Genomic DNA, 23099 nt, shown 5'->3' on the forward strand with positions numbered 1-23099 from the left:
CGGGTTCGGCCCAGGTTTGGGTATCGTCGAGCCAGGAAGAAAGCATAAAAAAGCCCCATCAGAAAATTGATGAGGCTATTGTCGTCTACCCGCCGGATCGTTCAACCGATCATTCTGCTTAACCGATCGGTGTTATCCATTCGGAGGGCTTCGCGTCATTTGATTTCGAGGATATCGAGCCGATTGGCGAGAATGTCGGTATCCTCGTCCTCTGGCTGCCAGCCTGCTGGCTGCAGCGGAATGTCTTCCCGGTCAAACGCCAGGTCGCCACCGTTTACGACTTCAGCGCCGTGAGTCAGGCCTTTGAAGTCGAACATTTCGGTGTCGCAGAGGTGAGAAGGGACAACGTTCTGCATCGCGCTGAACATCGTTTCGATGCGGCCAGGATAACGTTTGTCCCAGTCACGCAGCATATCGCCGATGACCTGACGTTGCAGGTTTGGCTGTGAACCACAGAGGTTGCACGGAATGATCGGGAACGCTTTTGCTTCGGCGAAACGCTCAATGTCTTTTTCACGGCAGTAAGCCAGTGGACGGATAACAATATGCTTGCCATCGTCGCTCATCAGCTTCGGTGGCATGCCTTTCATTTTGCCGCCGTAGAACATGTTCAGGAACAGCGTCTGCAGGATGTCGTCACGATGGTGACCGAGGGCGATTTTGGTCGCGCCCAGTTCTGTCGCTGTACGGTAAAGGATGCCGCGACGCAGGCGAGAGCAAAGAGAACAGGTGGTTTTACCTTCTGGAATTTTCTCTTTAACGATGCCGTAGGTGTTCTCTTCAACAATTTTGTATTCGACACCCAGCTCGTCAAGATAGGCCGGGAGAATATGCTCCGGGAAGCCAGGCTGCTTCTGGTCAAGGTTAACGGCAATCAGGCTGAAGTTAACCGGGGCGCTTTGTTGTAAATTGCGCAAAATTTCCAGCATCGTGTAGCTGTCTTTGCCGCCAGAGAGGCAAACCATAATGCGATCGCCTTCCTCAATCATATTGAAGTCAGCAATGGCTTCGCCCACGTTACGACGCAGACGCTTTTGCAATTTGTTAATGTTGTACTGTTCTTTCTTGCTAATATCTTGATTTTGCGACATTTAATGATGGCTCGGGTCGTTTGTAAATGGCAACCAGCGTCAGGGAAACTGACAAACATCGGGATTCACGACGGATTGTAGCAATAATCTGTGGCAGCCAGGACGATAATCTGGCGTGTATGGTACGGATTACGGTGACGAATGCCAGCCTGAATTATGTCGCAAGGTGTTTATCTGCCGGATTGCCGATCAGGGCTAATGGGCTGCATCAGCTCTTTCAGTAGCGCATAACGCTCGTCAGGGGTTAGCCAGAAGGGGGCTAATGCTTTGGCTGTGTCCGGCTCTTTCTGCCAAAAAGCGCGCATTGTCCTGAGGTAACTCTCGATGCTTTTGCTCATGATGTGATCTCCTGTAAGGGTGAGATAACTGTAGTGAACAAAAACCTGAAGAAAAAGGGATAGGTTGAAAGATAGACTTCCGGGTTTGTGCTGAGCGCTATTTATTTTTAGACATAAAAACAGAAAACTGCTGCATAAATAATAAACCCGCCACCAGGGCGGGTTATATTTACAACTTTTCCAATAATCGTCGACTTAGAACTGGTAAACCAGACCTGTCGCTACGATATTGTCAGTGCCGATACCGTTGTTTTGGTAGAAGCTGTCGTTGTTGTCCAGCAGGTTGATTTTGTAATCAACGTAGGTAGACATATTTTTGTTGAAGTAGTAGGTCGCGCCAATATCAACGTATTTAACCAGATCTTTGTCGCCATCTACGCCATTCACACCCAGATCCTGGCCTTTAGACTGCAGGTAGGAAATAGCCGGACGCAGACCGAAATCGAATTGATATTGTGCAGTCACTTCGAAGTTTTTGGTTTTATTTGCAATACCGTTGCCATCACCGTATGGGGTCATGTTACGGGTTTCAGAATACATGGTCGCCAGGTAGATGTTGTTCGCATCGTATTTCAGGCCAGCGGTCCATGCGTCAGCTTTCTCGCCCTGAGCGGTGCTGAGAGTCTGCTGGTCGTTAGTACGATCGGAAGACGCGTATGCCGCACCTGCGCTGAAGCCCATGCCCATGTCGTAGGTTGAGGAGATACCCCAGCCGTCGCCATTCGCATTACGGAATTTACGATCGCCGTTATTGGTCCCTTCACCCGTACCTGGGTTTTCGTTTTTACCCTGGTACTGAACAGCGAAGTTCAGACCGTCAACCAGACCGAAGAAATCGCTGTTACGGTAGGTCGCAACACCGTTAGTACGGCCAGTCATGAAGTTGTCAGTGTAGGTGTAGGAGTCGCCGCCGAATTCTGGCAGCACATCGGTCCAGGCTTCTACGTCGTACAGGACGCCGTAGTTACGACCGTAGTCGAATGAACCGTAGTCACCGAATTTCAGACCTGCGAAGGCCAGACGAGTCCATGCCTGATTACCGCTAGCGCTTTCAGCGTTGTTCGCCTGAACGTTGTATTCCCACTGGCCGTAACCGGTCAGCTGGTCGTTGATCTGAGTTTCGCCTTTGAAGCCCAGACGGATGTAAGACTGGTCGCCATCGGCGCTCTTATTGTCAGAGAAGTAGTGCAGACCGTCTACTTTACCGTAGAGATCCAGCTTGTTACCGTCTTTGTTATAAATTTCTGCTGCGTGAACAGCGCCTGCGGTTAATAACGCAGGGATCATCAGGGCCAGTACTTTTCTTTTCATTTAAATAATCCTTTAAGCTGTTTTTATACTTTTGCTTCCTTTGGGAAGTGCAGCAATCCTAATGTAGAGGTATCTAAAGAAGGTAAGTTTCAATTGTAACCATATGAGTAAAATCTCAATAAAATAATTCAGCTGAAATCATCATTCGCAAAATATATGAATGACGATTAACCATTCATGATAAAAATTATACAGTTTTGAAATATCCCGCTAGAATCAGACCGTTATATGCCTATATTGTCACACAAATTAAGCGTGTTGCTGTGTGTATTTGTTTAATTGTTATTTTGTCAATATTTAAAATGACAAGCCCGAACGGTTGTTCGGGCTTTTTTATTTAATTTTAAATCTTACATCTTATTCGTCGCTGGAGGCTTTCTCCGCTTTACCGGCCATTTGCGCGAGGAAGTCATACCGTTTTTGTAAATCCGCCGCAGCGTCCTGCCATAATTGCTCCGCGACTTCCGGCTGCTGTGCGTTCAGGCGACGGAAACGCTGCTCTTTCATCAATGTATCTGCGAGAGCATCAGAAGGTGGGCGTGAATCGAGCGCCAGCGGCAGTTTACCTTCATCTGCGCGACGTGGATCGAAGCGATAAAGCGGCCAGAAACCGGTGGCAGTAAGCTGGCGCATTTGATCATGACTTAACGCCAGATCGTAGCCGTGCTCTTCACAAGGGCTGTAGGCGATGATGAGTGACGGGCCAGGATAGGCTTCCGCTTCCTGAATCGCCTTCACGGTCTGATTAAGCTGTGCACCCAGCGAAATTTGCGCCACATAAACGTGACCATACATCATCATGCTGACGCCGAGGTCTTTACGCGCCTTACGTTTGCCGTGCTCACCAAACTTGGTGACCGCGCCCAATGGTGTCGCTTTTGAAGCCTGTCCACCAGTATTTGAATAACACTGGGTATCCAGCACCAGAATGTTGACGTTTTCGGTCAAGCTCAGGACATGATCGAGGCCACCAAAGCCGATGTCATAAGCCCAGCCATCGCCGCCAATCAGCCAGATGGACTTCTCGACCAAAGCGTCCGCATCGGTTAACAGTTCTTGCGCGCCTTCAACACCCTGTAAATGTTTACGCAAGGTGGCGACTTGCTCGCGACGAACGTCTGGCGTCGCGTCGGCATGCAACGCCTCATTGAGTTCAGCAGGCAGTTTATCCGCGAAGGTATCCAGCAGGCGCATGACTCGCTGGCGATGCTGGTCGACCGACAGGCGGAAGCCCAGACCAAATTCGGCGTTATCTTCAAACAGTGAGTTAGCCCAGGCCGGGCCACGGCCGTTGATATCCGTGGTGTATGGCGTTGAGGGCAGGTTGCCGCCATAAATAGAAGAACAGCCGGTGGCATTGGCAATCAGCATGCGATCGCCATAAAGCTGAGTCAGCAGCTTGATATAAGGGGTTTCACCACAGCCGGAGCAGGCACCAGAATATTCAAACAGCGGAGTGATGAGCTGCGAGGTGCGGATGTCGATACGTTCCAGTTTGCTGCGGTCGATCTCTGGCAGGTCGAGGAAGAAATCGTAATTCACTTTTTCTTCTTCCACATGCTCAAGACGCGACATCATGTTGATGGCCTTGATCTCAGGGTTCTGACGATCTTTCGCCGGGCAAACCTCTACGCACAGATTACAGCCAGTGCAGTCTTCCGGCGCAACCTGCAGCACGTATTTCTGGCCGCGCATGTCGCGAGATTTCACATCCAGAGAGTGCAGACTGGCTGGCGCGCTCTCCATATCTTCTGGAGAAACCACCTTGGCGCGGATCGCCGAATGTGGGCAAGCCGCCACGCAGTGGTTGCACTGGGTGCAAAGGTCTTCCTTCCAGATAGGGATCTCTTCAGCAATATTACGTTTTTCCCAGCGTGTCGTACCTACAGGCCAGGTGCCATCAGGTGGAAGGGCGGAAACCGGCAACGCGTCACCAAGTCCGGCAAGCATAGCCGCAGTGACTGTTTTAACGAAATCAGGCGCGGCATCAGAAACGACAGGCGGGCGGTTCGGGCTGTTGCCGTCGACAGGCTTTAGCGGCACTTCAGCCAGATTTTCACGTGCCATTGCCAGCGCCTGCCAGTTTCGCTCCACCAGCTCCTGGCCCTTACTGCTGTAGCTTTTCGCTATGGCCCCCTGAAGTTCTGCCAGTGCGCTGTCGCCGGGCAGGATTTGAGTCAACTGGAAAAACGCCATCTGCATGACGGTGTTGATACGAGCTGCAAGGCCACATTCACGGGCGATTTTGGCGGCATTCACCACATAGAACCGCGCTTTTTTCTGGTTCAGTACAGCCTGAACTTCCTGAGGCAGACGTGACCAGACTTCTGCAGCACTGTAAGGCGTGTTGAGCAGGAAAATCCCGCCAGGCTTCAGGCGTTCTGCCATCTGATACTTGTCGATAAACTGCAACTGGTGACAGCCGACAAAATCCGCCTGAGAAACCAGATACGCCGAACGAATGGGTTTCTCTGAGACACGCAAGTGGGAAACCGTCAGGCCACCCGCTTTTTTCGAGTCATAGACAAAATAGCCCTGCGCATACCACGGCGTGGAATTACCAATAATTTTGATGTTGTTCTTGGTGGCGGAAACGCTGCCATCGCTGCCAAGACCGTAAAACAGGGCTTCCAGCCGGGCCGTGGAAGGCAAGGTATTTTCTGGCAGCGGCAACGAAAGGTTGGTCACATCGTCGTAAATGCCCACGGTGAAACGTGGCTTCGGTTTTGCCGCGCTCAGTTCGTTGAAAATCGCCAGCACGCAGTCCGGGCCAAATTCTTTGGAAGACAAGCCATAACGTCCGCCAATGACTCGCGGTAAAAATTCACGCGTTCCGGCATTAAAGGCTTCGGCCAGGGCGCTCATTACGTCGAGATACAGCGGTTCTGCGTGTGCGCCAGGTTCTTTCGTGCGGTCGAGGACGGCAACGGTTTTTACCGATTGCGGGAGTTCAGCAATCAAATGTGCAGCGGAGAAAGGACGATACAGACGCACTTTAAGCACGCCGACTTTTTCCCCGCGCGTCAGTAATTCATCGACAACTTCTTCACAGGTTCCGATGGCCGATCCCATTAACACCACAACTCGTTCAGCCTGTGGGTGTCCGTAGTATTCAAACGGCTTGTACTGGCGGCCCGTGGCGGCGGCAAAATCATTCATTGCCTGTTCAACGTGTTGATACACGGCGTCGTACCACGGGTTGGTGGCTTCGCGAGACTGGAAATAAGTGTCCGGGTTGGCAGACGTTCCGCGTATAACCGGATGTTCCGGGTTTAACGCGCGTTCGCGATGAGCATCAATCTCCGCTTGTGGCAGCAAATTCTGAATAGTGTCATCTGCCAGCGGCACGATTTTGTTGATTTCGTGCGAGGTGCGGAAACCATCGAAAAAGTGAATGAAAGGCACGCGGCTTTTCAATGTGGCGATGTGGGAAATCAGCGCAAAGTCCTGCGCTTCCTGCACGCTGCCTGCACTTAACATCGCGCAACCGGTCTGGCGAATGGCCATCACGTCTGAATGATCGCCAAAAATGGAGAGGGCATGTGTTGCCACGGTGCGAGCTGCGACGTGTAACACAAAGGGAGTCAGTTGCCCGGCGAGCTTATACAGCGTCGGGATCATCAGCAGCAATCCCTGGGATGACGTAAACGACGTCGAGAGTGCGCCTGTTTGCAATGCGCCGTGCACGGCGGCGATCGCGCCCGCTTCTGACTGCATTTCAACCACCCGCGGCACGTCGCCCCAGATGTTTTTCAGCCCGTTACCCGCCCACGCATCAGCCAGTTCTGCCATGGTAGAACTCGGCGTAATGGGGTAGATGGCGATTACTTCACTGGCGCGAAACGCCACCGACGCGACAGCGCCATTACCATCAGTTGTAATCATGTGACACTCTTACATTGCGCAAGAAAAGGGACCCGTGATACGTCGACGAGTCCTGTAATTATCCTTTTATTTTAGCAAAGGGTCGGGAAGGCCATTTTTGCTTTTGTGTCCTTGGTGTTCTTTTGAGCAGAAGGGGGAGAAGGAGTTGGGCAGTAAAATTGCGAGAAATTGTTTCCAGGCCAGGATTTGCGCGTTTCGTCTCTCGACGGCAGGCCGCTTGCTGCCTATTATGAACAGGTTTTGCTAACGTTTTTGACAGGGGAGTGTAAAGAGAATGCGAGCAGCTTTTTGGGTAGGGTGCGCGGCACTGTTTTTATCCGCATGCAGCAGTGAACCAGAACAGCAGGCAACAGCGGCACATGTCACGCCAGGAATGCGTGCGGCGATGTCAGATTCCGGACAGGCCAACTGCGCGATGATTGGCGGCGCGTTGTCCGTTGCCCGTCAGCTTGATGGCTCAGCCATCGGGATGTGCGCATTACCCAATGGCAAGCGATGCAGCGAGCAGTCTCTTGCCACCGGGAGCTGCGGCAACTACTGAGCCACTCAGTTCACCAGATCGGCGAGGTTATACACCAACGAATCGTGAGATGTCGCGAGTGTTAGCTGATTGGCGGTCAAATCCACCTGAACGCCGTCATGCAGCATTGCGCTCAACAGGTTATCCAGTTGATTCATTTGTGGATCGGTGCAAAGCATGCGCGTCATTGCCAGGTTTTTCACCTTAAGCTCGCCGTCAGACAATTTCCCTTCGCCGGTGAAACGGTTGCACATGTTGCCGGAGACGTACATCTTCTCGCCAAAGCTTAACTCCAGTGGCTTATCGCTGGTGACATTCTTGCCATTGACGCTTTCCAGAACAAAACGATGATGCTGAAGCTGTTCAGGCTGGGTCGTGACATCACTGGTAGACACGCAGCCTGCCAGCAGCATTCCGGCCGCCAGCAGGGCGGCGCTCATTTTTATATGATTCATTAACTATTCACCAAATAAATAATACCAGACCAGAATGGCATTCTGGTACGGGGTGGGTTAATGGGGATTGTCCGAAAGTGCTCCCCGCGAACGGGGAGCAAAAAAGGTTAAACCAGAGCGTTCGGGCAGGTTTCGCCGTTGGCGATAAGACGCAGGTTTTCCAGCGTGGTTTCTGAAATACTGGTCAGCGCTTCGGCGGTCAGAAATGCCTGGTGGCCGGTAAACAGCACGTTATGGCAGGCGGAGAGGCGACGGAACACGTCATCCTGGATAACGTCATTGGACTTATCTTCAAAGAACAAATCGCGTTCGTTCTCATATACGTCCATCCCCAGCGCGCCGATTTTCTGGGTTTTCAGTGCTTCAATCGCGGCCTGCGAGTCGATAAGCCCACCCCGGCTGGTGTTAATCACCATCACACCATCTTTCATTTGCGAGAAAGCGGTGTGATTCAACAGGTGATAGTTCTCTTCGGTCAGCGGGCAATGCAGAGAAATCACGTCTGACTGAGAAAACAGCGTCGGCAGATCGACATATTCCACGCCCAGTTCAAGTGCTGCTTCGCTCGGATAGGGATCGAATGCCAGCAGCTTCATGCCAAAGCCTTTCAGGATACGCAGCGTAGCCACGCCGATTTTACCCGTACCGACGACACCCGCCGTTTTACCGTACAGGGTGAAACCGCAGAGGCCTTCCAGAGAGAAATTGGCGTCGCGGGTGCGCTGATAGGCGCGATGAATACGACGGTTCAGCGACATCATCAGACCAATGGCGTGTTCGGCGACGGCTTCAGGGGAGTAGGCCGGCACGCGTACCACTTTCAGCCCCAGCTCTTTTGCCGCGTCCAGATCAACGTTGTTAAAGCCAGCACAGCGCAGCGCGATATACTTAACACCATGATTTTTCAACTCTTCCAGAACAGGTCGGCTGCCGTCGTCGTTGACGAAAATACAGACCGCTTCACAGCCGTGAGCGGTTTTGGCTGTTTTTTCGCTTAAAAGGAAGTCAAAAAATTCAAGTTCAAAGCCAAATGCATCATTAACATCTTGCAGGTACTTTTTATCGTACTGCTTTGTGCTATAAACTGCGATTTTCATGAGACTTTTCTCCAGTGATTTTACCGTCACGGTAGCATATTTAAAATTATCCTACAAATATTAAACTTTACTTTAATCAGCGGGTTATATCAGTGAGTGTAGAGCATATTGGCGGGGTGATTTTGAGAAACGGCCTGCGCGTCAAAGCCGATCCTCTATGCTTATTACCTGACGGTGACTTTAACTGGTACGTTGAACATGCCACAATACGCGCCACTTCGGCTTTTAATCACAAAGAATCAGGATGTTAATCGCCCATGAAGGGTACCTGGAAAGCCGCGATTGCGCTACTGCTGTTGCTGATACTTCTGCCGCTTACGCTACTGCTAACGCTCACGCACTGGGTGCCGACGCTGGCGGGTATCTGGTTGCCTGCCGGTACGCGTATCGCTATCGATCATAGCCCGCGTTTCACACGTCATTCCATGCGCTTACCGGAACTGCGCTATCTGGTTGGGGATTGCCAGTTAGCGGTTCTCACCGACGCTGAGCTTTCGCATCCCAGCCGCTGGCGGCTTCACGTTGACAAACTGGACATTAACTCCGCGTGTCTGAGCAAGCTGCCAGAAAGCACACCCACCCCTGGCGCGCCGCGTACTCTTGCCGAATGGCAGTCCATGTTGCCCTACAGCTGGCTGACTATCGATCAGTTTCGCTTTTCGCCGTGGGAAAAATGGCAGGGCAAGCTGGCGGTGTCATTGACGCCAGCACAACAGGAACTGAGCTATAACGGGGACGCCGTCCATCTAAAAGCAAAATTACGCGGGCAGGCTCTGACCGTCAGCCAGTTTGAAGCTCAGGTTCAGGAAGACCGTCCGCCGATTAAGCTGGTCGGTGAGTTCACGATGCCGCTGGTGCCGGACGGACTGCCCGTAAATGGTCATCTGGTGTCGACGTTCCAGGTGCCTGAACCCGGCACGCTGGTGGATGCTGAACTGGAATGGCGTGAAAACCAGGGGCAGCTGGTGGTGATGGCGCGCGGAAACGATGATCCGCTGCTGGATTTACCCTGGGAACTGACGCGAGAAAGACTGACCATCAGCGACGGACGCTGGAACTGGCCGTGGCTCGAAGGCATTCCCTTGAGCGGCCGCGTGGGGCTGAAAATTGATAACTGGCAGCAGGGCATTGAGAAAATGCAGATTGCCGGGCGCCTGAACGTGCTGACGCAAGGCCAGGCAGGCAAGGGCAATGCCGTGCTGACCATCGGGCCGGGTACGCTGAGTATGGACAACAGCGCCATGCCGTTGCAGCTTACCGGCGAAGCCAAATATGACGACCTGGTGCTCTACGCTATTTTACCCGCCTCGCTAACGGGGCCGCTTACCGACCCACGCCTGAGCTTCGAGCCAGGTTCGCTGCTGCGCTCGCGCGGTCGTCTGATTGATACCCTGAATATTGATGAAGTGCGCTGGCCTCTGGCAGGCGTGCACGTCAGCAGCCAGGGCGTTGCCGGGCGTTTGCAGGCCATTTTGCGTGCGCACGAACAAGATACCGGCGATTTTGTCCTGCACCTCGACGGACAGGCCGACAACTTTTTGCCGGACAAAGGCAGCTGGCGCTGGCGCTACTGGGGCGACGGCAACTTTACCCCGATGCAGGCTCGCTGGGATGTGAAAGGGGATGGCGAATGGCGAGACAGTGCTATCGTGCTGAACAGCCTGTCGACAGGGTTCGATAAGCTGCAATACGGCACGATGACGGTCAGCCAGCCACGTCTGGTACTCGAACAGCCGATTCACTGGATCCGCGATGAACAGCATCCTTCCCTGACCGGCGCGTTATCGATGGATGCGGGCGAAACCCGTTTCAGTGGGGGCAGTGTGCTCCCGCCGTCAACGCTCAAGTTCAGCGTTGACGGGCGTGATCCCACCTGGTTCCAGTTTAAAGGCGATCTGCATGCGGCGAAAATTGGCCCCGTGCGGGTGAATGGCCGTTGGGACGGTGTACGCCTTCGCGGTGAAGCGTGGTGGCCGAAGCAGTCGCTGAGCGTCTTCCAGCCGCTGATCCCGCCTGACTGGAAAATGAATCTCCGTGATGGCGAGCTGTATGCGCAGGTGGCATTTTCTGCCGCCGCGGAGCAGGGCTTTGAAGCGGGTGGACACGGCGTGCTGAAAAATGGCAGCGCGTGGATGCCAGATAACCAAATCAACGGCGTGGATTTTGTCCTGCCGTTCCGCTTCCGGGAGGGCACATGGGATCTCGGCACGCGTGGCCCGGTGTCGCTGCGCATTGGCGAAATCGTCAACCAGGTGACAGCGAAAAACTTCACGGCGGATTTACAGGGCAGCTATCCCTGGAGTGAAGAAAATCCGCTGATCCTTAGCGATGTCAATCTGGATGTCATGGGCGGTAAGCTGTCGATGCTGCAACTGCGTATGCCGCAGCACGATCCGGCTTTGCTGCGGGTGCAGAATATCTCTACCAGCGAATTGATAAGCGCGGTCAACCCGAAACAGTTCACCATGTCCGGCCCGGTCAGCGGCGCGCTGCCGCTATGGCTCGACAACGAGAAATGGATAATCAAAGACGGCTGGTTGACCAACCCTGGCCCGATGACGCTGCGCATCGATAAAGACACAGCCGATGCGGTAGTGAAAGACAATATGGCGGCCGGGGCGGCCATCAACTGGTTACGCTACATGGAAATCACGCGTTCATGGACCAAAATCAATCTCGATAATCTTGGCGTGTTAACGCTGCAATCTACGGTGTCCGGCACCAGCCAGGCTGACGGCAAAACCGGCAAAGTGAATTTAAACTATACCCATGAAGAGAACGTGTTCGACCTGTGGCGCAGCCTGCGCTTTGGCGACAATCTTCAGGCGTGGCTTGAGCAAAATGCGGCCCTTCCGCAACCGAGTTGCCAGGCTGGCAAGGAATGTAAGGAGCAATAATGAAAACCACCGTCGCCCTGTTGGGCGGGATTGCCATATTGACGCTGAGCGGCTGCACGCCAAGGATCGAGGTGGCTGCACCGAAGGAGCCGATCACTATCAATATGAATGTCAAAATCGAACACGAAATTCATATCAAGGTCGATAAAGACGTCGAAGATTTACTGAAATCACGCAGCGATCTGTTCTGAGGCCATCATGAAGACATTACTGATTATGGTGGTGCTGAGTCTCAGCCTGATAAGCCAAAGCGCGTTCGCGCTGACGCTGGAGCAGGCTCGTTCCGAAGGGCTGGTCGGTGAAACGCTGAGCGGCTATCTGGCGCCACTCAGGCAAGATAAACAAACCCTGGCGCTGGTGAAGCAGATTAACGATGCGCGCAGTGAGAGCTATCAGCAACTGGCTGACAGCAACAATATTCCGGTGGATGAAGTCGCCAAAATGGCCGGACAAAAACTGGTGGCCCGTGCTCAGCCCGGTGAGTATGTGAAGGGCATCAACGGCAAGTGGCTGCGGAAATGACATTTTGCCTGGCGGCGCTGCGCTTGCACAGGCCTACATTCGGTGTCTGCCCGGTAAGCTTGCGCCACCGGGCGTTTTGTCAGCAACGATGACGCTTGCGGTATTCCCCTGGCGACACGCCAAAACGCTGGCGAAATGCGGTAGAGAAATGGCTGTGGTCGGTAAAGCCCCAGTTAAAACCAATACCCGCCAGCTTTTCGTCATCGGCGGCGCTGCGCAGGGCTTTGGCACACAGATCCAGCCGCCGGTTTTTAATGTATTGCGCCACCACCAGGCCTTTATCGGCAAACATGCGGTAAAGGCTTCTCACCGACATGCCTGTCTCATTCGCCAGCCATTCCGGACGCAAAAAGTCTGACTGAATATGGTCATCGATAAGCCGCACAATTTTGTCAAACTGCCGCTCACGCCGGGAGGGGTGCTGCTCCTGCTGCTGTAAGACCGGGCGCAGCAGGCAGACAATCGCCTCCAGCGCCGCTTCGCTTTCAATGCCAGAAAGCTCACGGTTGCTCATGCTCTCCTGTAACAACCGGTGGCTCATCTGCACCATTGGCAACGACTTCTCCAGACGCTGCACGCAGTGTCCTTCGCTGATCCGCAGTTGCTGCTCGACAAGGCTTCTTGGCAGTAATAAGGAGATTTGGCGTGAGGGCTGCTGCCACACTATTGAACAGGGGCGCGAAGCATCAACCAGGGTGATATCCCCCGGCTGAATCACTGTCTGACGTTCGTTTTGCTCAATGATGGCCTGGCCTTCCAGCTGAAAGACGGTATAGAACCAGCTGTCGTTGTAGCTTTTGATTTCGTTGGTGGTGCGGTACAGGTTGACGTTGGCGCTGGTGACGGTGCTGAGCTTCAGCGAACGGGTATAGCCGGTTTCCAGATGCCCTGAAAAGGTCCCTTCGAGTTGCCGTGCGGCAAAATTCCCGCATTCATGATTAATCTGCGCGAGCCACTGCTGGAACTGCTCTTCACCGGTTATCTGCGCCATAGTCAGCCTCAGTCAAAAAGTGCTATCACAATGTTGCATTTATGTTGCGCTAGCAAGGGTGTGCTGGTGACTATACGAAAGAACTATCACCGGCAACAGCAGCGAAGCCGACTATTGTCACTGTTTGCGAGGGCTGTCACAGGCGACAAAGCGAATGACAGAGAGACAAAAACAGAATCTGCGCTCCGGCTCTACACTGAAAAAAACCGTGAAGGGTAATAAGGAGCTGATATGTCTGATTCACAGGTCGCACTGCTTGAGAGCGTGCAACACTTTTTGGCGCGCCAGCACGGGCTTTATGTTGACGGCAAACAGCAGGCCTCGCTCAGCGACAAGCGCCTGACCGTCTGGGATCCGGCAACCGGAAAATCCATAGCGACAACCGCAGACGCCAACCGCGCGGATGTGGATGCTGCGGTTTCGTCTGCGTGGCGTGCCTTTGTCGATCGCCGCTGGGCAGGGCGTTTGCCTGCGGAACGCGAACGTATTTTGCTGCGTTTTGCTGATTTGGTTGAACAACATGCCGAAGAGCTCGCCCAGCTGGAAACCCTGGAGCAGGGCAAATCCATCAATATTTCCCGCGCGTTTGAAGTCGCCTGTACGTTGAACTGGATGCGCTATACCGCCGGGCTTGCCACCAAGATCACCGGGCAGACCCTGGATGTATCCATTCCATTGCCGGCAGGTGCACGCTATCAGGCGTGGACTCGCAAAGAGCCGGTGGGTGTCGTCGCGGGGATTGTGCCGTGGAACTTCCCGCTGATGATTGGCATGTGGAAAGTGATGCCCGCGCTGGCGGCAGGGTGCTCCATTGTTATCAAACCGTCAGAAACCACGCCGTTGACGCTGCTGCGAGTGGCAGAACTGGCGAGCGAAGCGGGCATACCGGACGGTGTGTTCAACGTCGTGACCGGAAGCGGGGCGGAATGTGGTGCTGCGCTGACTTCGCATCCTCAGGTCGCAAAAGTGAGCTTTACTGGTTCAACCCAGACGGGCAAACAGATTGCCCGCACGGCGGCAGACAGACTGACGCGTGTGACGCTGGAGCTCGGTGGCAAAAACCCGGCGATTGTGCTGAAAGATGCCGATCCGCAGTGGGTGATTGAAGGCCTGATGATGGGCAGTTTCCTTAATCAGGGGCAGGTGTGTGCCGCCAGCTCGCGTATTTATATCGAAGCACCGCTGTTTGACACCCTGGTCACCGGTTTTGAACAAGCAGTGAAATCGCTGAGCGTCGGGCCGGGGATGTCTGAAAGCGCACAGATTAACCCGCTGGCGTCTCGTGCACATTGCGACAAAGTGGCTGCGTTCCTGCATGAAGCCGAGCAGAATCATGCTGAACTGATTGGCGGTAATTCTGGGCCAGAAGGACAGGGTTACTACGTCCGCCCTACGCTGGTGGTCAATCCTGACGCGCGCTTGCGCCTGACCCGGGAAGAGGTGTTCGGCCCGGTAGTGAACCTCGTTCGCGTGGCAGACGGTGAAGAAGCGCTGAAACTGGCGAATGAGACTGAATATGGCCTGACCGCCAGCGTCTGGACGCAAAACATTTCGCAGGCATTGAGCTACACAGACCGCTTACAGGCGGGAACGGTGTGGGTCAACAGCCACACGCTTATCGACCCCAATCTGCCGTTTGGCGGCATGAAACAGTCCGGCACCGGACGTGATTTTGGCCCGGACTGGCTCGACGGCTGGTGCGAAACCAAATCGGTTTGCGTGCGTTATTAAAAGCTGGTGAGCTACCCCTCCCGTGCGGGAGGGGTAAGCCTCACAGGGCGGCAAGCTGATAAAAGAAGGCTGGGTTAAGTTGAATAGCGGCTAATACTTTGGCCGCGAGGCCCGTAGGATTGCGCCTTTTCGACTCCCAGCTTTTTATTGTATCTACGCTGGTTCCCAGCGCTCTGGCCATCTCGCTTTGAGAGACATTGAGCTGCTGACGAATCGCTTTGACATCAGCAATTTCATAGCGGGTGACGTGGGTGGGCGCTGCCTCACCGTTCTTTATCGCCACGGCCTGCTCCAGTGACGTTTTAAGCTCGTTATAAAAAGTCATATCACACCTCATCTTTCAGCCACGCAGTCAGTGTCTTCAACTGTGCTTTTTCTGCATCTGTTAGCGTTTCTTTTTTGGTTTTGGCGTAAGCCATGACCAGCCATACGCGTTCTCTGTTTGCCAGGAAGTAGATAACGCGGGCGCTTCCGCTTTTTCCTTGCGAGCCGGTCGCCATCCTGATTTTCCGCAACCCTCCGGTTTGGGGGATCAGATCGCCCCTTTCCGGGAACTGTATCAGTTCACGTTGCAGCTCTTTAAGTTCGTCATCCGTTGCCAGCTGTTTTATCTGTCGTGTAAACATCGGCGTTTCGATGAACTCGATGGCATGAAACATACGCGCTCTCCCTGAGCAGGTACATAGTACTCCTTTAAGGGGTACTATGTACATCGTTGTTGAGTAAATTTCCAACATGCTACGGGGATTTTTTATGTCGTGCCGATCTCGTTTACGCTTTTGCGTAGTGGCTCGTAAATGGCTGAAAGTCGAGGGCATCGTACGGCAGATGCCAGCGCTACTCGGGCAGGTTATTAATACGCAACTGATAGCCACCGCGAACAAAATCAATATGGCGATCTGTTTTAAGCGACGAAATAACATTGAGAATGCTGCTGCGCGAAAGCCCGGTACGCTCCTGGATAAAGCTCAGAATATTGACGCGCTCCCTGGTTTCTTCAGACAGGGCGCCGAGCTCCCGTAAGTAATGGCAAACAATAGGGTAAGTTCGCTGGTTAACGATTTGCAGATCGCGACAGATCATCGTGTGTGTATGAAAGGCCAGCAGCTCCGCCACATCCCGCCACAATCCCCGCTGCTCGATCGCCTCTTCGGCGACTTTGGCCTCCACCTGCGTCAGTACGCAAGGCGTTTCAGCCCGCAGCACGTTGCTTCTCATCTGATGAAACATTTCAGAGAAACCGAAAATATGAGGTTCGACGACGGTAGCCACAAGAAGCCCATCGGAGACGCGGGAAACGGACAGCTCACCCTGAAGGAAGAGATAGACCACCGGTGCTGCAATAGGCATCTGGGGCAGGCGTCTGCGGGCCGCAATGTCGACGGTTTTCCCCAGCGGCTGGAGTTCGGCAATCAGACGCTCGATAGCGCCCTTCGGCCTGACGGGATAAGTGATCATGAATTACCTGATTAAACGTATAACTGAGCGGTATTTTATAAGGAAAAAAACCGTCATGGGTAAACATCTAGGGCTATTGGCCGTCAGGTTCAGGTGCGGTATTTACTCTGTTTGTGTTCGTAAAGGCGTTCATCGGCCTTGATAAAGGCTGTTTCAAAGGTGTCCTGCTCCGTCATCTGATAGCTACCCCACGAAAAGGCGACCAGTCTGGTGCTATCGATCTCCTGCAGTTTATCTTCAATTCGCACAATGACTTCCCGGGCTTTAGTCAGATTCGCATCCACCAGAATGATAGTGAACTCATCACCGCCCAGCCGAATGCCGAAATCGCTTTTACGAACAGAGGACTCGATAGCCTTGCCCAGCAGCTTGATGGCTCTGTCGCCCATGGCGTGTCCGAGCGTATCGTTAATACGCTTCAGGCCATCACAATCGATGGCCACGACCGTGACGGCAATGTTTTTAGCCAGCAACGTTTTCGTACTCTCTTCCAGTTGACGGGACATAATTTTACGGTTAAACAGCCCGGTGAGCGGGTCGGTGACGTTATCGCGGGTCAGTGAAGCATGGCGATTGAGCTGATAGCGGGCGTACTGGCAAAGCAGAAGGGTTGCCACAATCCACAGCACGAGCAGCCAGAGATTGGTCAGCACAAAATAGAGAAAATCGAGGCTGGCATGAAGCGTGTAATAACGGGTGATCGCTTCCTGATGACCAATAAAATCAAAAGAGGCCACTTTCGGTTTGTGGAAATGGATAACCTTATGGCTGTTGTTATCCTCCACGTACATCGTTAAAAACGTCCATAAAATGGGGCGGTCGGGGGTATAAAACGAGGTAACCAGATCGCTGATGCTAAAATCGGTCACAATCACTCCGCGTATTTTCCCGTTGGAAAACACCGGATTAAGCATGCTGATGATATTTTTCTTCGTATAACCGTCGCGATAGATGTGCGACACAATACTGTTTCCGCTCTGTAAATCCTTCAGCGCATCCCGGTCGATATTGATAGAAATCGCACTGGTATCAATATCGATATCGCTGCTGCCTGCCACCAGCCAGTTCTGGAACGTGTAATGCCGGCTGTCGACCAGGCGGTTGATATAGATGTAGTTATGCACCAGGTCGATGTAATAGCGCTGGTTATTAAAGGCATAGCCGGTGTAATTCGAGAAGCTGTATTTCGGGGAAGGGCTGGCGTTGCTGTCGAGCAGTACCGCAAGTTCCGGCACATCATAAGCCCAGTCAAGGCAACGCGGATCGCGGGTTTGCAGCGTGCCGTTAAGCGCGGTAAAGGTTTGTCCGGCCAGGTTCAGGCCATAAACCCCATTAATATGTTCGACATGCTTGCAAACGGTATCCGGATCGTTGATGCCAGTTTTTCCCGGCATGGTAGCCGAGAACGCCGTTGACAAGCTGAAGGCAACGCGCTGGTTAATATACTCTTCATGAAACAGCGCGGATTTTCCGTTTTCCGCGATGTAGGCCATGTATTTTTTCAGCGCCTGATATTCCCGGTAGAGCAGGCCAGAGAACACCGCGGTGCTGAGAATGACGATCGCCGCAAAGGTGGCTGTCCGTTTGGGGTTAAACACGATGGGCTATTCCTTTCACTACCCTGATGCGGCGAATTATAGCATGTGTGAATACTTTAACCGATAAGGCCGGAAAGGCCATGGATCCCCATGTAAACCCCCACAATGGCGATCAGGGTGCCGGAAAGCCAGGGCGCTTTGCGGGCGAGGTTGTTGAATCCGCTCCAGCGTTTAGCCGCATGTCGCATGCTCAGTGCCGCAGCGGCCCCCACGCTCACAAGGGTGACCGCAAGTCCAATACTGAAACTGATCACCATCGTCGCACCCAGCGCCAGCGCTTTGAGCTGAATACAAATCAGCATCACGGTGACCGCAGCAGGACAGGGGATCAGGCCTCCCGTCAGGCCAAACAGGACGATCTGCCCATTGCTCACCTCCGTGCCGGTGAATTTGCGCTCTATTTCACTGGCATGGTAACGCTCATGGGCATCCTGATACTCCGGCGTACCTTGACCCAAGTGGGCCAGTTCACCATGCTGATGGTCATGGTCATGGTCATGGTCATGGTCATGGTCATGGTCGTGATGGTGGTCGTGGCCGTGATGATGATCGTGGTGGCTATCGTGATGATGCGACTGCATCTCCTGCATCCAGCCTTGTTCCCCTTTCCAGGTTCGTCTGAGCATCCAGAAGGCGGTCGCCAGAATAATGATCGCAGACACGATCTGTATCCACGGCTCTACCGACTCCGCCGTAAAGCGTTTACTGATATACATTCCGCCAAAGGCAATCAGCCAGACGATCAGTGTATGGCTTACGGTAGCCGCTAAACCCAGCATCACAGCCTGTTTCACCGTGCCGCGAATGGCCACGATAAACGCCGCCATCATGGTTTTGGAATGGCCCGGCTCAAGGCCGTGCAGGGCGCCCAGAAGTATGGCGCTGGGAATAAAGAACCAGGCATTTCCCTGATGAAACAGCGTGGTGAAATCCGTCATGGTGATGAACTCGTGAAAGGTGAAGTGGGCGAAATTCTACTCCCCCCCAGTACCAAATACTACCCCCCAGTAGAATGCCGGTGCTATGATCTTCGTTTCTGAACGCCGTGGAGGTTTAAGCCGTGTCCCATACCATTCGTGATAAACAGAAGCTGAAAGCCCGAAGCAACAAGATCCAGGGGCAGGTGGCTGCGCTGAACAGAATGCTCGATGAGCCGCACGAGTGCTCAGCTGTCCTGCAGCAAATTGCCGCCATTCGCGGCGCAGTCAATGGCTTAATGCGGGAAGTGATCAAGGGACATCTGACGGAGCATATTGTGCATCAGGAAGATGAGGCGCAGCGGGAAGCCGACCTGGACGTCATTTTGAAAGTGCTGGATTCGTATATCAAGTAACCCTCCATGCTCTGGAGTTTTTATAGAAAGCAATGGCCCCCTTCAGCAGGAAGGGGGAAGTTAGCACCATTACACCAGTTTGGCCGTCACCCACTGCGGGGCCTTCAAATCGGCGGCAAACATCCACACCAGCTCACACAGCAGCCCTTTCAGCGACATTTCCGTTTCCGGCAGCAGCGACTGCTGGCTCAGCACCTGGGTAAGGGACTGGCAATATTCACACAGCGCTTCTGAATCGGGTTCAAAATTCATCGGCGGATCGGGCAGCTTTTCGGCGGTGAAGCGGGCGACAAGATGGGCCGGAATGGGCTGACCGATCATCGGTCGCAGTAGCGCCAGACAGGTGCTGATGCGACCTAAAAGCGCCATTTTGTAGAGGGGCTCGTGGCTCTCGATCAAGTCCTGGGCGAAGAGGTCGCAGTAGTCGGCCAGCACGAAAAAATCCGTCGCGGCGTTAAAGGGAAGGGACAGTAAATCGCAGTCGGTATTGCGGATTGTTGTCATCAGACAGCCTCCACTAAGGGGAAAAATTCCGCCAGCGGAGAGGTCAATCTCACGGGTGGCGGATCCGGGCGAGGTTGACCTTACCGGCCTTAGTGGACACCGGCGCGTCTTGCGACGCCCCCGCCCGGTCCGCCATTGTAGCGTAGCCGTGCGCACGACACAAAAAAGGCGCTGACGCGCCGGTATGTCGTCACTAAGGTTTTTCAGGAGGTCAATCCCGGCACCTGATTTTGCAGGTGCCGGAAGAGAATACTGCGATTAGGCGGGCTGAAGAAGGTCTGTTTCCGGAAGGAGAATGACATTATGGAATGGTGCTGCCGGGCATCACTTCTTCAGCATCTTAATCGTGGCTTCAATATCAATCTCATCTTCCGAGAAGATGGATGTGGTGCCCTGGAACGTGGTGATCGCCAGTTTCTTCACCGAGCGCGTTTCGCCCGGTTTAACGCTCTCTTTTGGGCGAATGCTGTTCATCAGCAATCCAACAGAAAGCACCGCGTTTTCTTTGTCGATTTTGCTGTCGACCGGCTCGTCTTCACTGAACACGACATACGATTTGATGGCGGTGAGCTTCATGCGCTCGCCTGCGATGTAGATGTATTTGCTTTCAGGCAGCACTTTCACCGCGAAAGCTGACAGGCCTTTGTTGTTGGTGCCTGGCTCGAAAGTGACCGCTGCGTCTTTCTTGATAAGCTCGGGGTTGGCGACCTTAATCACATGAAAATAGCGGTTTTCACCGTTTTCATCTTTGATAAAGCCAAAACCTTTATCTTCAAACCAGGTTGTGATTGTTCCGTTCATCGCCAGTACCTTCTGAGTCATCTTTAAACAGCATCAAATTTTGCAGCGCGCAGTGTAATGCACAATGCCCGCTCAGGCCATCCTTTGAGTTTAGCTTAATGAGAGAATTGCCCGGCGGCACTGCGTTTGCGCGGGCCTACAAAGACGCAGTAGACCGGGTAAGCGCCAGCGCCACCCGGCAACAAAAACTAAAAAGAAAAGGGGCCGAAGCCCCTCAGGTATTACTGTTTCTTCTCGCCAAGCGTCGGCGTCTCATCGAAGAAGTTCCACGGCTTGAGCAGCGCGTGAACCCATTCGGTTGGCATAATCGGCCACTCTTCGGCGCGGGCGACGTGCGTCGTGCCTGTGGTTACCCAAACCACATCATCCTGATTATCGATGGACTCGTTGTCTTTGGAGTATTGCCCTAAACCGGTGTCGTGCGTTGAACGGTTCGGGTATTTCCCTTCCGGATAGCGTTCATCAGCCTTATAACGCGTCACCCACAGCTGTTTATCCATAAAGTTCAGACGATGGTAAATCCACTCGTCCGGCGCAAATTTCGCCCCGGTCGCCACCGGATGTGTGCCGCCTGCGTACGGGATAATCTGGTACGAAACCGGGTTCCCCATACGGTTCTCTTTGCTGGTGTTGCTCAGCAGGCGAATGGTGCCCGGGTCGAATTTCTGCGCGGCTTCCTGCTCGGTCTCAATCGTATGCTGGTCAATCTGCATGGTACTGGTACGCGGGCCGCCTGCGGTGTTGGGCTTCACATCAGGATCCATCGCCACCAGACGGTTGTTCTCGCCATCCACGTCCATATCGAGACGGAAGTTGTAGATATGCTGGTGGGTGGTGCCGACGATGTTGTGATCGATAAGTGTGCCGTATTTGGTGTCGTCTTTCGCGCTTGGGTCATGCATGGTTTTAGCCTGCACGCCTTTCACCGCTTCAATCCCTGTTGCGCCAGCATCGATGCCGATCACGCCGTTGTCGTGGAACACCCAGTCAAAGATGTAGTCGTAGTTACCCACTGTGCTTATCCAGCGCACGACCAGCTCGCGGCGCTCGGTGCTGACGTTCGGTTTACCCATTTCCTGATGCTTATACTCTGGCCCGGCGTAGCGCTCGAAAATGGCGATGGCGTGCGGAATGTCCATTGGGGCGCCGGTATAGTCGGCGATGGTTTCATCCAGCAGCACGGCGTTCGATGGCGCATCTTTGCCACGGGCAATCGAGGAGGTCAGGGTACCCATACCGTAGTCGCCAGAATCCAGATACGCTTTGAAGTACCAGCCCACATCCGGATCGCCGTAAGGCACAATCATGCCGCCGAGCGAGCCTTCATACATCACTTTGCGTTTGGTGCCGTTATCGTTATACGTCACGGTCGACAGAATCGGCCCGACGCGAGAATCCAGACGCAGATGGAAATCCCAGTTCTGCCAGTGGATCATGTCGCCGGTGATGGTGTAGTTCTTACCTTCCGGCTCGATGATATCCAGCGGTTTGATTTTCGGTGCGACGCGGTCACGACCGTCATACGGGCGTGGAGCCAGCGGCACAGGAATAACCGGGCCTTCTTCAATTTTGATGATTTTTTTCTGCTCTAAATCGACGACCGCCACCAGGTTCTCAATCGGGTGCGCCCAGTAGTTGCCGTCGCCGGTATCGAGATAGCTGACCACTTTCAGCAGGCGGTCTTCCTGCTTCAGGCCATCTTTGCCATCGAAATAACCGACGGTCAGCGGGGTGGTGATCACTTTAGTCGGGTCGGTAATGCCGTGTTTTTTCAGCGCATCGGCATACTCTTTGCTTGCGTTAATCACGTTCTGTACGGTGGAGAAATCGTCCAGCAGCACCATGCCGTGCGCGTCTTTAATCGGCTCCCAGTGCAGCACTTTCTTGCTCTGCAAATCGACCTGGCTCTCGATGATGTGTTTGCCATCCAGCATGGTGACATTCGCCATACGCGGTTCGTCCACGGCTTTACCGCTCATCACGAAATCCCACACTTTGGCTTTCTCAGGTTCGGCGAGGGCAATCTGGGTGAATCGGGTGTTCGGTTTGAAATCCGGGGAGGCTTTGACTATCTCCACGGCTTCTTTGATTTCTGCCGCTGTCAGCGCATTAAGCGGGTGTGGTTTCTTCTCAACCTGGAAAGTCTGATCCAGGCCGGACTGGAAAACGTCGTTGATAAAGGTATCGGAGATATAGGCTTTGTTGTGCTTCATCACCACCGGCACCTGAAGCGACAGGGTTTTGCCGTTCACCACTGCGGTTTTCGCGCCCGGTCTAACCTTCACGTAAGCGCCATCTTTGGCGATGGTGAACATCTGGGCATAATCATCCCACTGCACGTCAGCGCCAAAATCCTGCAACGTTTTGTCCATCGGCACCATGTGGGCTTCGCCGCCGTGGGCGAATACGGGTGCTTGCCAGCTACACATCAGGGCCACTGCCACAGCCAACGCCGTTTTACGGGCGGAGAAAGAAGTAAGGCTTGCCATTGTTAACCTCATCTTATTTATAGGTTTGGTGTTGTGTTGCGTCATGCTCACCCTAACAGCGGCAGACTCACGGTGTTT

General features: G+C 53.6%; 21 protein-coding genes. 6 read left to right on the forward strand and 15 right to left on the reverse strand.

Annotated elements, in window-relative coordinates:
* Positions 1-155: 155 nt before the first annotated feature.
* From ttcA to nifJ, 4 genes are all read right to left on the reverse strand, one after another.
* Positions 156-1091 (reverse strand): tRNA 2-thiocytidine(32) synthetase TtcA, encoded by a 936-nt coding sequence (gene ttcA, locus ACRCWW_RS07395; protein ID WP_438681830.1) that lies wholly within the window; start codon positions 1089-1091, stop codon positions 156-158.
* Between the two features lie 170 nt (positions 1092-1261).
* Positions 1262-1429 carry a hypothetical protein gene (locus ACRCWW_RS07400; protein ID WP_438681831.1) on the reverse strand — a complete coding sequence of 56 codons (168 nt, stop codon included), beginning with the start codon at positions 1427-1429 and terminating at the stop codon, positions 1262-1264.
* Positions 1430-1624: 195 nt separating this feature from the next.
* On the reverse strand, positions 1625-2740 hold the full coding sequence (gene ompC, locus ACRCWW_RS07405) for a porin OmpC (RefSeq protein ID WP_438681832.1): 1116 nt from the start codon (positions 2738-2740) through the stop codon (positions 1625-1627).
* Positions 2741-3097: 357 nt separating this feature from the next.
* Positions 3098-6625, reverse strand: coding sequence for a pyruvate:ferredoxin (flavodoxin) oxidoreductase (gene nifJ / locus ACRCWW_RS07410; RefSeq protein ID WP_438681833.1), 3528 nt, complete (start codon positions 6623-6625; stop codon positions 3098-3100).
* Positions 6626-6899: 274 nt separating this feature from the next.
* Between nifJ and ACRCWW_RS07415 the strand changes: the two genes are divergently transcribed.
* A complete protein-coding gene (locus ACRCWW_RS07415) occupies positions 6900-7166 on the forward strand; it encodes a putative hemolysin (protein ID WP_330981810.1) in 267 nt (88 codons plus the stop codon).
* Between the two features lie 5 nt (positions 7167-7171).
* Here ACRCWW_RS07415 and hslJ read toward each other — a convergent pair whose 3' ends face one another.
* Positions 7172-7591, reverse strand: a complete 420-nt coding sequence (gene hslJ / locus ACRCWW_RS07420) for a heat shock protein HslJ (protein ID WP_438681881.1) — start codon at positions 7589-7591, stop codon at positions 7172-7174.
* A 116-nt stretch (positions 7592-7707) separates the two neighbouring features.
* Positions 7708-8697 carry a 2-hydroxyacid dehydrogenase gene (locus ACRCWW_RS07425; protein WP_438681834.1) on the reverse strand — a complete coding sequence of 330 codons (990 nt, stop codon included), beginning with the start codon at positions 8695-8697 and terminating at the stop codon, positions 7708-7710.
* A 257-nt stretch (positions 8698-8954) separates the two neighbouring features.
* Here ACRCWW_RS07425 and ACRCWW_RS07430 point away from each other — a divergent pair, with 257 nt between their 5' ends.
* The 3 genes from ACRCWW_RS07430 to ACRCWW_RS07440 are packed head-to-tail and all read left to right on the forward strand — an operon-like array spanning position 8955 to position 12116.
* Entirely contained in the window at positions 8955-11594 is a 2640-nt protein-coding gene (locus ACRCWW_RS07430; protein WP_438681835.1) for a YdbH family protein, read from the forward strand.
* On the forward strand, positions 11594-11785 hold the full coding sequence (locus ACRCWW_RS07435) for a YnbE family lipoprotein (protein WP_438681836.1): 192 nt from the start codon (positions 11594-11596) through the stop codon (positions 11783-11785). Before ACRCWW_RS07430 ends, ACRCWW_RS07435 begins: the two co-directional genes overlap by 1 nt.
* A gap of 7 nt (positions 11786-11792) precedes the next feature.
* Entirely contained in the window at positions 11793-12116 is a 324-nt protein-coding gene (locus tag ACRCWW_RS07440) for a YdbL family protein (RefSeq protein ID WP_438681837.1), read from the forward strand.
* Between the two features lie 79 nt (positions 12117-12195).
* Here ACRCWW_RS07440 and feaR read toward each other — a convergent pair whose 3' ends face one another.
* Positions 12196-13107, reverse strand: a complete 912-nt coding sequence (feaR, locus tag ACRCWW_RS07445; protein WP_438681838.1) for a transcriptional regulator FeaR — start codon at positions 13105-13107, stop codon at positions 12196-12198.
* Between the two features lie 231 nt (positions 13108-13338).
* Between feaR and ACRCWW_RS07450 the strand changes: the two genes are divergently transcribed.
* Positions 13339-14838 carry an aldehyde dehydrogenase family protein gene (locus ACRCWW_RS07450; protein WP_438681839.1) on the forward strand — a complete coding sequence of 500 codons (1500 nt, stop codon included), beginning with the start codon at positions 13339-13341 and terminating at the stop codon, positions 14836-14838.
* A 40-nt stretch (positions 14839-14878) separates the two neighbouring features.
* Here the strand turns inward: ACRCWW_RS07450 and nadS are convergent, their stop codons facing one another.
* The 5 genes from nadS to ACRCWW_RS07475 form a co-directional block, all read right to left on the reverse strand.
* A complete protein-coding gene (nadS, locus tag ACRCWW_RS07455; RefSeq protein ID WP_438681840.1) occupies positions 14879-15163 on the reverse strand; it encodes a NadS family protein in 285 nt (94 codons plus the stop codon).
* Between the two features lies 1 nt (position 15164).
* Positions 15165-15497 carry a type II toxin-antitoxin system RelE/ParE family toxin gene (locus ACRCWW_RS07460; RefSeq protein WP_438681841.1) on the reverse strand — a complete coding sequence of 111 codons (333 nt, stop codon included), beginning with the start codon at positions 15495-15497 and terminating at the stop codon, positions 15165-15167.
* 178 nt (positions 15498-15675) lie between these two features.
* Positions 15676-16296 (reverse strand): helix-turn-helix domain-containing protein, encoded by a 621-nt coding sequence (locus ACRCWW_RS07465; RefSeq protein WP_438681842.1) that lies wholly within the window; start codon positions 16294-16296, stop codon positions 15676-15678.
* An 89-nt stretch (positions 16297-16385) separates the two neighbouring features.
* Positions 16386-17894, reverse strand: a complete 1509-nt coding sequence (dgcJ, locus tag ACRCWW_RS07470) for a diguanylate cyclase DgcJ (RefSeq protein WP_438681843.1) — start codon at positions 17892-17894, stop codon at positions 16386-16388.
* 56 nt (positions 17895-17950) lie between these two features.
* Positions 17951-18832 carry a nickel/cobalt efflux protein RcnA gene (locus tag ACRCWW_RS07475; protein ID WP_438681844.1) on the reverse strand — a complete coding sequence of 294 codons (882 nt, stop codon included), beginning with the start codon at positions 18830-18832 and terminating at the stop codon, positions 17951-17953.
* Positions 18833-18954: 122 nt separating this feature from the next.
* Here ACRCWW_RS07475 and rcnR point away from each other — a divergent pair, with 122 nt between their 5' ends.
* Entirely contained in the window at positions 18955-19227 is a 273-nt protein-coding gene (gene rcnR, locus ACRCWW_RS07480) for a Ni(II)/Co(II)-binding transcriptional repressor RcnR (RefSeq protein ID WP_438681845.1), read from the forward strand.
* Positions 19228-19296: 69 nt separating this feature from the next.
* On the opposite strand, the gene ACRCWW_RS07485 is transcribed toward rcnR, so the two are convergent.
* From ACRCWW_RS07485 to tynA, 3 genes are all read right to left on the reverse strand, one after another.
* On the reverse strand, positions 19297-19731 hold the full coding sequence (locus tag ACRCWW_RS07485; protein ID WP_438681846.1) for a hypothetical protein: 435 nt from the start codon (positions 19729-19731) through the stop codon (positions 19297-19299).
* A 324-nt stretch (positions 19732-20055) separates the two neighbouring features.
* Positions 20056-20538, reverse strand: a complete 483-nt coding sequence (locus ACRCWW_RS07490) for a cold-shock protein (RefSeq protein WP_438681882.1) — start codon at positions 20536-20538, stop codon at positions 20056-20058.
* A 215-nt stretch (positions 20539-20753) separates the two neighbouring features.
* Entirely contained in the window at positions 20754-23021 is a 2268-nt protein-coding gene (gene tynA, locus ACRCWW_RS07495) for a primary-amine oxidase (RefSeq protein ID WP_438681847.1), read from the reverse strand.
* Between the last annotated feature and the right edge of the window lie 78 nt (positions 23022-23099).

The organism is Scandinavium sp., from assembly GCF_051650185.1.
In the GTDB taxonomy this organism is placed as follows: Bacteria; Pseudomonadota; Gammaproteobacteria; order Enterobacterales; family Enterobacteriaceae; genus Scandinavium.